We start from the raw sequence: 11,148 nt of genomic DNA on the forward strand, positions 1-11,148 counted from the left end.
ATCAGTTGCCTCCCGTTGCCGACTGGCCGCCAGGCTGGTTGCCCGCCTGCGTTCCCGGCTGTCGCGTGATTTCGTTGAGCGGCAGATAAGGCACAACGCCCTGCTTCTCGTCGATGATCACCTTGTTCGAATTGCGCAGGACATTCTCCATGGTTTCCAGATAGATGCGCTGGCGGGTCACGTCTGGCGCCTTGGCATATTCGTCATAGATCGAGATGAAGCGCTGGGCCTCACCTTCCGCTTCCTTGACGACCTGATCCTTGTAGGCGGCTGCCTCTTCGCGGATCTGGGCCGACTGACCACGGGCCTGACCAAGCCGCTGGTTGGCGTACTGGTTGGCTTCCTCGACGAAACGGTCTTCGTCCTGCTGGGCGCGCTGGACTTCTTCGAAGGCCTCGGCCACTTCACGCGGCGGTGCCGCATCTTCGATCGGTACGGCATTGATGGCGATGCCGGCACCATAGTTGTCCATGGTCCCCTGGATGATGTCGCGAACCTGGGTTGAGATGTCCTCGCGGTTGTCGCGGAAGACGTCCTGGGCCGGACGGCGACCGACCACTTCACGCATGGCGCTTTCGGCAACCTGCTGTAGCGTCTGCGACGGATCTTCAAGGTTGAACAGATAGGCCTGCGGATCAGACACGGTGAACAGCACCGAGAACTGCACGCTGACGATGTTCTGATCGCCAGAAAGCATCAGGCCGGCACCGGGATTGTTCGAGGTGGCACGGCTGCCGACATTCTGCTGCTGCTCGGTGACCTTGACGATCTCGACCTGCTCGATCGGCCAGAGATGGAAATGAAGGCCTGGCATGGAGACTTCTTCCTTTGGCTTGCCAAAGCGAAGCTCCACGCCGCGTTCATCCGGCTGAACCGTATAGATCGCCTGGATCGCCCAAAATGCGATAAGGACGAGACCGACGATGACGAAGGCGCCGCCGTTGAAGCCACCGGGCACGACATTGCGCAGCCGGTCCTGTCCACGACGGATAAGATCCTCCAGATCGGGGGGCTGGTTGCCGCCACCGCCGCCGCCACGCGGCCGGTTCGGCCCCTGCCCCCAGGGGCCCTGATTGTTACCACCGCCGCCGCCGCCGCCCCAAGGACCGCCGCCGCCGCCGTTCTGATTGCTCCAGGGCATTCATACCTCTTTGCTGTAAATCGCTCCCAAGTCCTTGCGGTCGCGACGGTTGAGGGCCGCATCACGGAAGGTTCCACAGGGTTATAGGTATCGCAGCCCCGCCTTTCAACGCGAAGCGGCCAACTTCTTCCGAAGACAGGGCAAATTTTCCGTTATCGGCCGGTCCTGCGACGGTATATCGCGTAACGCGTCGCGTAATTGTCCTTTTCCCCAGCCGGAATGGACATTTCTTCCACCAACTCGAACATTTCGGGATCGATATCTGGGAAATGCGTATCACCGTCGAGATCGGTCTCGACATGGGTCACGTGCAACTCGTCGGCAAGTGCCAAGGTCTGCCGATAGATCTCACCACCACCAACGACGCAGATCGCATCGACACCCGTTTCCCCGGCAAGTGCGCGCGCTCGTCTCAGCCCCTCCTCGACAGTCGCTGCAGTCTCGACGCCCGGCATATGAAGCGTGGCAGTCCGGCTAACGATGACATGCGGGCGTCCCGGCAGAGGCTTAGAGCCGACCGACTCGAACGTCTTGCGGCCCATGACCAGCGGCTTGCCCATGCTAAGCGCCTTGAACCGCTTGAGATCGGTGGACAGGCGCCACGGCATGTCGCCGTCGCGCCCGATGACCCCGTTGCGCGAGACCGCGACGATGATCAGGGTCTTGATGTCGCTCATGAAGCTTTCGCCGGCAGCTTAGACAGCAATCGGCGCCTTGATGCTGGCATCGGCCTCGTAGCCGACGAGGGTGAAGTCGTCATAGGTGAAGGAGAAGATGTCCCTGATATCGGGATTGAGCTTCATCACCGGCAGCGCCTTCGGCGTCCGAGACAGTTGCAGCTTCGCCTGGTCGAAATGGTTCGCGTAGAGATGCGCATCGCCGAACGTGTGGATGAACTCGCCCGGCTCCAGCCCCGTCACCTGCGCCACCATCAGGGTGAGCAGCGCATAGGAGGCGATGTTGAAGGGCACGCCGAGGAAGATGTCGGCCGAGCGCTGGTAAAGCTGGCAGGAAAGCCGCCCGTCGGCCACGTAAAACTGAAACAGGCAGTGGCACGGCGGCAGCGCCATCTCGTCGACCAGCGCCGGGTTCCAGGCCGAAACGATATGACGGCGCGAATTCGGATTGGTCTTGATGCCCTCGATCAGGCGAGCGATTTGGTCGATATGGCCGCCGTCGTAATCGGGCCAGGACCGCCATTGGGCGCCGTAGACGGGTCCCAGATTGCCATTCTCGTCCGCCCATTCGTCCCAGATCGTCACGCCGTTCTCGCGCAAGTAGCCGATATTGGTCTCGCCCTTCAGGAACCATAGAAGTTCGTGGATGATCGATCGCAGATGCAGCTTCTTCGTCGTGACGACCGGAAAGCCGTCGGCGAGATCGAAGCGCATCTGATATCCGAAGACGGAGCGTGTGCCGGTGCCGGTGCGGTCACCGCGATCGCTGCCGGTCTCCAGCACATGGCGAAGGAGGTCGTGATACTGGTGCATGGGCCCCTGGCGAGTCATGTTAGATGCCACAGTCTAGCGCCTCCGGAGGCGCGAACCAAGCGGTCTGGCCTCCTTTTCCCCGATTGAACGACGAGGACGAGACGGTGGTTGTATGCCATGCATGCCCTCGCACCAGCAGAGATACCGGCAGATTTTGGACTAGCCGAATCCACTTCGCCTCTCCGATGAAGAAAACATGCATTGAAACACAGGGAGACAAAGAGATGAGAACGCCCACCATGGCCGCAATTCTGGTCACCTGGCTGACGCTGTTCTACAGCGTCGCACCGGCAACGGCACAGGCGCCTCAAGACTTTGTGGGGGACTGGACGGTTGAGGGCGGCCCGCTTGGCGCCTGCAGCATCAATCTCTCGGGCCAGGCGATGGGCGGACAATTAAAGGCGACGACCTATACCTGCGTCGGCCCCATGTCCTTCGCCTGGGCCTGGGCGCCGACCGGCAATGGCCTGAACATCCTCGGCACCAACAACTTCCTGATCGCGACCCTCCGCCCCAACCGCGGCGTCCTCGTCGGACAGTTGAACGACGGCAGCCTCGTGACCTTGAAGCCCGCGAGCGGCCAGCGGATCGCAGCCCCAAGGATTGCCCAGCCGCCGGTGGCGGCACCTGGTCAGCGCGACGGCTGCCGACGCCGATACGACAACGACCGTTGTGCCGAGGCGACCGATATCGTGCCGCCCTTCACAGGCAACGGCCCCGTGCGGGTCCAGGCTCTGAACCAGTTGAACATTCGAGCCAAGGAAGACATGAAGAGCCCGATCATCGGCAAGTTCGAGGTCGGCCAGTGCTTCCTGGTCGAATCATGCCGGCAGACGCCGCAATGGGGCCTGCGCTGCCGTGTGCCGGTAGGGGACAGCGGCAAAAAAGGCTACGTCATCAAGTATTTCAGTGACCAGACGGGCGATTATATCGTCTTCCGCAATCAGTGCCGTTGACGGGTGTGGGCTGGGCGCGGAGCGCGATAGTTGCCCATGCCCTCTTTTCATCGCCTGCGGAAACACCTATATCACTCGTGCCGGGGCTTGCTCCGGCTATGGCAATAAACGGTCGGTGTAATAAACCTATTGGACCCGGGGGCGGTACCCGGCGCCTCCACCAAAAACCGGTCGGATCTGATCTCTTTTCAGACCGGCTTTTGATGGGGGCGAAATAGGATCGACAAGGGCGTAAAGATCGAACTTTTGCTCGGCATGATACCGCCGTTATCGGGTCACAAGTGTAGTTGCAAACGACAACAACGCTAAGGGTTATGCTCTCGCTGCCTAATGGCGGTGCGGGAAATCCGAACCAAGTCCTCTAGGTTAGCCCCTTGAGGCGGGGTCCGAAGGCACCTGGCAACAGAAGCCTTCACCTACCCCCCCTTCTCCCAAATTATTCTTCACTCACATGCACTGTCACGTCGCGCCTACCGGAACGCGCTGAAATGATGTATCCTCCGGCGAAGCGCTTTCGCGTGACGGGGCTTTTCGCCACCGAGGCGCCGTGGCATATAGCCGTCCAAACGGCATGAGAAGGAAAGACAGGATCTGATGGGGCACGACCACATTCGCTACGACATTCTGGCCCAGGACGCGCTGAGAAGTGTCATCCGCAAGGTTTTGACCGAAGTCGCTGCCACCGGCCGTCTTCCCGGCGACCATCATTTCTTCATCACCTTCCTGACCGGGGCACCGGGCGTGCGAATCTCGCAGCATCTGAAGGCGAAGTATGCCGAGCAGATGACCATCGTCATCCAGCACCAGTTCTGGGAGCTCAAGGTCACCGACAGCCTGTTTGAGATCGGCCTCTCCTTCTCCGACACGCCGGAAAAGCTGGTCATTCCTTTCAACGCCATCCGCGGCTTCTATGACCCTTCGGTCAATTTCGAACTCGAATTCGACGTGCCGCTGGCCGAAGAAGACGAAGCGGAAGCCGAAATCACGGCCTATCCGCTGGACGTGGTCAGCAAGACCGAAGAATCCGACACAACCGTTTCTGAAGAAAAGAAGGAAGGGTCGGTCGTCTCGCTCGACGCCTTCCGCAAGAAGCAGTAACGCACCCAACGAAGCCGGCCGAAAGGCCGGCTCTCCATCACGGGACGAGAAGAATGGCTGCAGACATCGTCAATCTCCGCCAGTTCCGCAAGACGAAGGCGCGGGCAGAACGCGAGGCGACAGCCGAACAGAACCGCCTGACCCATGGCCGTACCAAGGCTGAGAAGACCCTGACCCGCACCTTAAACGAGAAAGCCGCCAAGCAGTTGGATCAGGGGCGCATTGAAAAACCCACCGAGACCTAGGCTTCGCTCCGTTACCCGCCGCATGACCTCGCCGCACATCGAAGCCCGAAGGCTGCCGCGCCCATGATCCGCAAACGCTCGATTACCTTGCATGGCCACCGGACAAGCTTCTCGGTAGAGGATGATTTTCTAACCGAACTTCGCACCATCGCGGCCGAGCGGTCGATCAGCTTCGCCGCCCTGATTGCCGAAGTCGACGCGCATCGTCCTGCAGGTGCCAATCTCTCCTCTGCTTTGCGTCTCTATGTCCTCGCGCATCTCAAGCAGGCACTGAAGACCGGGGTCCCAGCCTCTGGGTGGGCGAAATAGGTACGCCACACGTACTTATTTAATATATTAGCTTTATTATCGCGGCATCAAGATACCTCGAAACACAGTTTGAACCTCTTGAACTTCGGCGATTTTTCAGTGTCCGCCGATAAGAACTGTTCCGGCCATTTTATCGACAGGACTTTTGACATGACGACAGCCATCACTTCCAGCACCAGTGCGACGCAAACCCTCTCGACCGGCGGATCCAGGGATGCGACTGCGGCAATCAAGGCCCAGATCGCCAGCGTGCAGAAGAGCATCTCCACGCAGGAAGAAGCTCTGTCTTCCGCCGAGACTTCGGACGACGAAGCGGAGATCAATCAGCAGCTGACCGAATTGCGGAATGAACTTGCCAAGCTCCAGGCCCAACTCGCCCGGGCGAAGGCCGCTTCGGGCGAAGACCAGACCCAGCGCCCCGAACCTCCGCCGGAAAGCCGGGCCAACCATCGCATGTCCGGTGAAAGCGACAAGATCGGCACCACCAATGTGCCGGAAGACCCCGAAGACGTTCCGTTCGGCGAGCGCTACGCATACGTCTGATGCCGACGTCCCTGTGCAGGGAGCGTTTCCAAAGTTGTTGTCAAATGCCACACCCGCAGATCCTGCGGGTGTTTTACTGCACGCCTGGCAGGCCATCGAACTTCATGCTTGGAAGCGGCTGACGTACCACGCGTTCCTCTGAAGGCACAGGCAAGAGTGGCGCTTCCGGGACACTCTCCGTCGTCGGCTCCGACGGTTCCGCCGCGCCAGCCTCCGCCGGGGCGGCCTCAAGCGTGTGCTGCTGCTCCTGCAGCAGTCGCTCTGCTTCAGCCCTCTGTCGAGCCTCCTCTTCGACACGGGCCCGGCGCTCGGCGTTCGCCCGGGCCAGCGCCGCCTCCCGCCGCAATCTCTGCTTCTCCAGCACGCTGGACTGCAACGCCTCGACCCGGCGACGTTCTTTCTCGAAAGCGCGCAGCGAGAGGAAATTGGTAAGCTCCGTCACATCCAGCTCCCGCTCCGGTGAAAGGGCATCCGCCTGCAAGAGAAGTCGGAAATTCGGCGCAGCCCCATCCACCGCAAGATCGCCGGGCGTAAGCGCTACGCCGATTTCGCCGTCCACCACCCCCTGCTCCAGATCGAGCCGTGCCGTGCCGTCAAGTTTCGCTGCACCGGTCTCCGCAACGGCATTCTGGACGCGCAAGGTATGATCGGAGAGCGCAAAGGGAAGTTTCAACCCCTGAACCACCGTCTCTCCGCCGGACAGAAGTTCCGTTGTCATCGCCCGAACCTTGTCCTGGTCAAGTGCGGTACCGATCGCGTCGGCCTGCTCGATGAGGCGGGGAAGGATGGCGAGATTCAAGTGCCTGACCTTGAGCTGCTGCAATGTCATCTCACCCGATCCGCTCGCACCTCCAATCAGTTCGGCCGCACTCTTGCCGCCACCCTCACCGACAAACGTGAGGTCGAAGGTACTGGACAGAACATCGGAAGCATCGAGACCATGCTCGATGCGCAGGGCGTTGAGACTGCGCTTGAGGTCGGCACCCTTGAGATCGAGGCGTGACTGCAGGAAGCCATTGCCGTCGCTGTTGGCCAGCGACAGCCGTCCCGCCATCTCCCCGCCGAGCCAGGAACCCTTCACCTCGTCAAGCGTCAACTCTCCCGCCTTGGCAGCAAGCTTTGACGAGACATCCGTCATAGCTTCTCCGATCCCCGGCCAGACCTGCTTTGCCTTGAGATCCAGATCGAGATCGGCCGTAACGACGCTTTTGGCGAGAGGCGCGGTAACGAGAACACCCGAAGCCGGATCGCGCACGGGGCCGAGCATGGTCTCGGCCAGCCATTCGAGGTCGAGGCTGTCCAGCGAGACGGACCCCTTCGCAGTCGGAACGGCCCCGCGCAGATCCAGCGTTCCCGCCACGGTCACCACCTGTCCCGCCACAGTAGACGTCAGCTTGCCGACAGTCATCTCCCCGTCCGCCACACCGAGTGACGCCTGCACGTCGAGTGGGACGCCCGCCTCAATGGCCGGCAGACTTGCGCCGAGCGACATGAAATAGGGGCCGGCATCCTCGCTTTTGACAGAGATATCCCAGTCACCATCAAGGAGGCGCGGACCGTCGACAGCTGTCAGATGTCCAGTCGCAGCCAGTGTCGAGCGGGTGCCGTCAAAACGGATTTCCGCTTCCGCCGTGCGGGCATCCTCGCCTTTCAACGTCAGGCTGAGCCTGCCGCCTTCGCCGACCGGCCAAGGCAGTGGCGCAAGACCCGCCTGCCCCATCAGCACCTGTGCCTCCTCATTTTCCAGGCTCACGTCGATGCTGCGCCCGGCACCGGATCCGAGCGCCGCGATATCCGGTGCCTCAAGCGCGAAGCCGGCCCGGCTGCCATTCGTCCGGCCGCCGCCCTTGATCCGCACACCGTCATCCTTGCTCAGGACGAGATCTGCCGTCATGTCCGTCTCGGCAAACCAGTCCGCACTCTGCGCGAGGCGGGCGAGCACGGGCCGCCCGGTGAAGCGCTCGTTCAGCAGTGCCAGAAACGCTGCCGGGTCTTTCGAGCGAAACGAAATCCGCCCCTCGCCATTGAAGACCCCGGCCTCCAAAGCCATCGACCCGGTAATCCCGATCGACGCACCTGCGACATCGCCGACATTCAGACGCTCGATCGAGAGCCTGTCACCCTGATAGCTGACAATGCTATCCACATCGCGCAGATCAATCCCCGAGGCCGCAAGCCTGTCGATCTTTAGCCGCGCCGCAACACGCTCGGCCAGCAGGTTGCGCTCCGCATCCTCACCGATGATAAGGGCCGCGATGGCGCGCGCCGCATCCAGATCGAGCCCTGCACCGGAAAGCTCCACCGACAGGTTGGGCGCAGCGCCAGACCGCGATTCGCGTTCCAGCCGGCCCTTCAGCGGCTCGTCGCCAACGGCGATCTCCAGCTTCTCGAAGCGCTGCAATTCCGGCGTGAGATCGACCCTCGCTGAAAAGCCCGTCGATCGCAGCTGACGGATTGCGGGGTCGACCTTGCCGGAAATCCAGGTTGCAAGCCCGGACGGTTGCGTGGAGGCGACGAGCAAGTTGCCAACGAATGAAGGACTACCGATCAAAGCCAACCGACCGCTCGCCTCAACCTGCGTGCGGCCCGGAAGCACCGCAACGGCGCGATCGATCGTCCAGCCAGTACCGGCCGGCTGCACATCGAGCTGAATGTCTCGAAAGACGGTGTCACCGGCGAGAATCGCCGGCAATTTCAGGGTGGCGCGGCCAGGCACCTTCGGAACGGGAATTTTTGCCGCCGTCTGCATGAGAAGCGCCAGCCGCTGCTGAAGGGAAACCGAGCCGTTGCGCGCCGTCTTTGCCGCCCGACTGCCATCGGCCGCGAGCCGATTGACGTCCACCTGCTGCCCTTCCGCCGTCAGCAAAAACTCCGGCTTGGCGCCAGTATCGAGCTTGGCCTCGCCGGAGATGACGTAGGGATCGGCCACATCTCCCAGTTCCAGCCGATAGGACGGGACCGTGACGCTTTCATTGGTCAGTTCGAAGGCACCGCGCAGTCTGGGCCCCGGGACGGTTGCCTCCCCATTGGCTGAAGAGGCCTCAGCCTCAGCCACCTTCCACGTCGACAGGAATTGCCCCTTGTAAATCGGCCGCCCCTCCGAGAGCGCAAGCTCTCCCTCCAGCGAGACGTCGAAAGGCCGCTCATCCGGTTCGATCCTTAGCCGGATCGGCAGCGCATTATTGGTACTTTCGGAGCTGGTGAGGGCAAAGCCACCGACCTCTCCATCGAGCGAAGCGCGTCCGGAGACGGACCAGGGGCCAGCAAGGGTACGGGCCGAAACGTCGGCGTCCAGGTCGGACAGGATGCGGTTGCGGCCCGATTGCTCATCGATGAATTCGATACGACCGCCGGTCACCGAAACCTTTTCAAGAATGACTGTTCGCGCCGGGATGGTTGGGCGGCTGCCACGCAACCAGTCCAGTGTGCCGTCGGCCAGAAGCCGTATCCGGGCCTTGGGCTGCTCGATGCGCATGTCGAATATGCGCGCTTCGCCAGACAGGAAGGGGGCAAGCTCGGCATCAAGCGAGAAGCGGGCGACGGTCACCAGCGGCGATCCGTCGACATCGGTGCCGACGGTCACGTCTTCCATCGTCACGGACGGAAACGGCAGGATGCGGGCGCTGACCGTCCCATGCACGACGACTTTCTTGCCCAGCAACTGGCTGGCGCGGTCCTCGAAATCCTGACGGAAATTGGTCCAGTCGACGAAGAACGGCGCGAGCAACGCGGAAAAAAGCGCCACCACCAGAAGACCGCCAAGCGTAACCAGTATGCGTCCGAGCACCAATGCCACTCCCTTGATTTCGGCCGCAGGGTAACCCAATTCGCCGTGGTAGCAAGCCGTAAGGTCTTGTAGTCAGACGCGGAAAATCTTGCCCGGGTTGAACAGGTCGTGCGGATCGAGACTCGCCTTGATCGACCGCATTACGGGAAGCGCAGAGGCCAGTTCCTGTGTCAGATAACTGATCTTGCCCTGCCCGATCCCATGTTCCCCGGTGCAGGTCCCGTTCATGGCCAGCGCCCTCCCGTTCAGCCGCTCCAGAAAGGCCTCGGCCTCCGAGACGCCCTTCGGATCCTTGTCGTCGAACAGCAGAAGGACATGGAAATTCCCGTCGCCGGCATGCCCGACGATCGGTGCCAGGAACCCGTGTTCACGGATATCCGCTTGGGTTTCGGCCACGCATTCCGCGAGCCGCGAGATCGGCACGCACACATCGGTCGAGAGCGCCGCAAGTTCCGGCGCCAACGCACGGCTTGCCCAATAGGCGTTGTGGCGCGCTTTCCAGAGTTGCGCACGCTCCTGCGCATCGACCGTGTACTGGAAGGGATCGGCGCCGAATTCGGCGGCGATTTCGGCAAACTGCTGCGATTGCAGCGCGACCGTTTCATCCGTCCCGTGAAACTCGACGAAGAGCGTCGGCCGCTCGGGATAAGAAAGCTTCGAATAGGCGTTGCAGGCGCGGATCTGCATCTCGTCCAGCAATTCGATGCGAGCAACCGGAACACCCATCTGGATGGTCATGATGACGGCATTGCAGGCCGCTTCCAACGTCGGAAAAGCGCATACGCCGCCACCGATCTTGGCCGGAATGCCCTGCAGCCGGAGCGTGATCGAGGTGATGAGCCCGAGCGTGCCTTCCGAACCGACAAATAGCCGTGTGAGATCATATCCGGCCGATGATTTCCGCGCCCGATGCGCCGTGCGGATTTCCTCGCCATCGGCCGTGACGACCGTCAGCGCCAGCACATTGTCCTTCATCGTCCCATAACGCACGGCGTTGGTGCCCGATGCACGTGTCGCGGTCATGCCACCGAGCGAGGCATTGGCGCCGGGATCGATGGGAAAGAACAGCCCCGTGTCGCGCAGATAGGTGTTCAGGTCCTCCCGCGTCACGCCCGGCTCGACCGTGCAGTCGAGGTCCTCGGCATTGACCTCAAGGATCCGGTTCATCCGGCTGAAGTCGACCGAGACGCCCCCGGACGGCGCATTGACCTGCCCTTCCAGCGAAGATCCCGTTCCGAAGGCAATGATCGGCACGCGATAGTCGGCACAAATCCGCACCACGTCCTGGACATCGGCTGTCTGCTCGACGAACACGACACCATCGGGTAGTTGCGAGGGCAGATAGGTCGTGGTGTGGCTGTGCTGCTCGCGAAAGGATTGCCCGGTCTGAAAGCGATCCCCGAAACGCTGCTTGAGGATCGGCAGGGCGCTGGCGATCCCCTCTTCGTTGCGCGGTCCGTCGATCACATCTTTGCGGGCCATTCCATCGTCTCCCGTATTTGCAAACCCGACGCCCCCTGCGAGGCATCGTCCCTGCTATGGGATAGGAGGATTTCATTGTCCAGCGGCAGAAACGCCA

Annotated in this window: 10 protein-coding genes and 1 other RNA gene; 6 read left to right on the forward strand and 5 right to left on the reverse strand. The window is 61.6% G+C overall.

Annotated features, from left to right (window positions below; translation table 11 throughout):
• Position 1 precedes the first annotated feature (1 nt).
• The 3 genes from hflK to FJQ55_RS11595 all read right to left on the reverse strand — a co-directional run bounded on the left by hflK (position 2) and on the right by FJQ55_RS11595 (position 2,631).
• Positions 2-1,141 (reverse strand): FtsH protease activity modulator HflK, encoded by a 1,140-nt coding sequence (hflK, locus tag FJQ55_RS11585; RefSeq protein ID WP_140828073.1) that lies wholly within the window; start codon positions 1,139-1,141, stop codon positions 2-4.
• Between the two features lie 152 nt (positions 1,142-1,293).
• A complete protein-coding gene (locus FJQ55_RS11590) occupies positions 1,294-1,818 on the reverse strand; it encodes a dihydrofolate reductase (RefSeq protein WP_140828075.1) in 525 nt (174 codons plus the stop codon).
• 18 nt (positions 1,819-1,836) lie between these two features.
• Complete coding sequence (locus FJQ55_RS11595; RefSeq protein ID WP_140829252.1) at positions 1,837-2,631, reverse strand: thymidylate synthase; 795 nt, start codon at positions 2,629-2,631, stop codon at positions 1,837-1,839.
• 224 nt (positions 2,632-2,855) lie between these two features.
• Between FJQ55_RS11595 and FJQ55_RS11600 the strand changes: the two genes are divergently transcribed.
• The 6 genes from FJQ55_RS11600 (at position 2,856) to FJQ55_RS11625 (ending at position 5,782) form a co-directional block, all read left to right on the forward strand.
• Positions 2,856-3,587: an AprI/Inh family metalloprotease inhibitor gene (locus FJQ55_RS11600; RefSeq protein ID WP_161596976.1), complete on the forward strand. Its 732-nt coding sequence runs from the start codon at positions 2,856-2,858 to the stop codon at positions 3,585-3,587.
• A 40-nt stretch (positions 3,588-3,627) separates the two neighbouring features.
• Positions 3,628-4,004: a transfer-messenger RNA gene (ssrA, locus tag FJQ55_RS11605) on the forward strand.
• Between the two features lie 177 nt (positions 4,005-4,181).
• Positions 4,182-4,685: an SspB family protein gene (locus tag FJQ55_RS11610; protein ID WP_140828079.1), complete on the forward strand. Its 504-nt coding sequence runs from the start codon at positions 4,182-4,184 to the stop codon at positions 4,683-4,685.
• A 53-nt stretch (positions 4,686-4,738) separates the two neighbouring features.
• Positions 4,739-4,930, forward strand: a complete 192-nt coding sequence (locus FJQ55_RS11615) for a DUF4169 family protein (protein ID WP_062278906.1) — start codon at positions 4,739-4,741, stop codon at positions 4,928-4,930.
• A gap of 63 nt (positions 4,931-4,993) precedes the next feature.
• Positions 4,994-5,239 carry a ribbon-helix-helix domain-containing protein gene (locus tag FJQ55_RS11620; protein WP_140828081.1) on the forward strand — a complete coding sequence of 82 codons (246 nt, stop codon included), beginning with the start codon at positions 4,994-4,996 and terminating at the stop codon, positions 5,237-5,239.
• Positions 5,240-5,389: 150 nt separating this feature from the next.
• On the forward strand, positions 5,390-5,782 hold the full coding sequence (locus tag FJQ55_RS11625) for a FlxA-like family protein (RefSeq protein ID WP_140828083.1): 393 nt from the start codon (positions 5,390-5,392) through the stop codon (positions 5,780-5,782).
• Positions 5,783-5,855: 73 nt separating this feature from the next.
• On the opposite strand, the gene FJQ55_RS11630 is transcribed toward FJQ55_RS11625, so the two are convergent.
• Together FJQ55_RS11630 and FJQ55_RS11635 are read right to left on the reverse strand one after the other, a co-directional pair.
• On the reverse strand, positions 5,856-9,569 hold the full coding sequence (locus tag FJQ55_RS11630) for an AsmA family protein (RefSeq protein WP_140828085.1): 3,714 nt from the start codon (positions 9,567-9,569) through the stop codon (positions 5,856-5,858).
• A 72-nt stretch (positions 9,570-9,641) separates the two neighbouring features.
• Positions 9,642-11,051, reverse strand: coding sequence for an FAD-binding oxidoreductase (locus FJQ55_RS11635; RefSeq protein WP_140828087.1), 1,410 nt, complete (start codon positions 11,049-11,051; stop codon positions 9,642-9,644).
• Between the last annotated feature and the right edge of the window lie 97 nt (positions 11,052-11,148).

The organism is Rhizobium glycinendophyticum (assembly GCF_006443685.1).
Taxonomy (GTDB): Bacteria; Pseudomonadota; Alphaproteobacteria; order Rhizobiales; family Rhizobiaceae; genus Allorhizobium; species Allorhizobium glycinendophyticum.

What these genes read in the sequence shown, in the direction of transcription:
- hflK (WP_140828073.1), bottom strand. Translation starts at nt 1,141, where the DNA reads ATGCCCTGGAGCAATCAGAACGGCGGCGGCGGCGGTCCTTGGGGCGGC.
- FJQ55_RS11590 (WP_140828075.1), bottom strand. Translation starts at nt 1,818, where the DNA reads ATGAGCGACATCAAGACCCTGATCATCGTCGCGGTCTCGCGCAACGGG.
- FJQ55_RS11595 (WP_140829252.1), bottom strand. Translation starts at nt 2,631, where the DNA reads ATGCACCAGTATCACGACCTCCTTCGCCATGTGCTGGAGACCGGCAGC.
- FJQ55_RS11600 (WP_161596976.1), top strand. Translation starts at nt 2,856, where the DNA reads ATGAGAACGCCCACCATGGCCGCAATTCTGGTCACCTGGCTGACGCTG.
- FJQ55_RS11610 (WP_140828079.1), top strand. Translation starts at nt 4,182, where the DNA reads ATGGGGCACGACCACATTCGCTACGACATTCTGGCCCAGGACGCGCTG.
- FJQ55_RS11615 (WP_062278906.1), top strand. Translation starts at nt 4,739, where the DNA reads ATGGCTGCAGACATCGTCAATCTCCGCCAGTTCCGCAAGACGAAGGCG.
- FJQ55_RS11620 (WP_140828081.1), top strand. Translation starts at nt 4,994, where the DNA reads ATGATCCGCAAACGCTCGATTACCTTGCATGGCCACCGGACAAGCTTC.
- FJQ55_RS11625 (WP_140828083.1), top strand. Translation starts at nt 5,390, where the DNA reads ATGACGACAGCCATCACTTCCAGCACCAGTGCGACGCAAACCCTCTCG.
- FJQ55_RS11635 (WP_140828087.1), bottom strand. Translation starts at nt 11,051, where the DNA reads ATGGCCCGCAAAGATGTGATCGACGGACCGCGCAACGAAGAGGGGATC.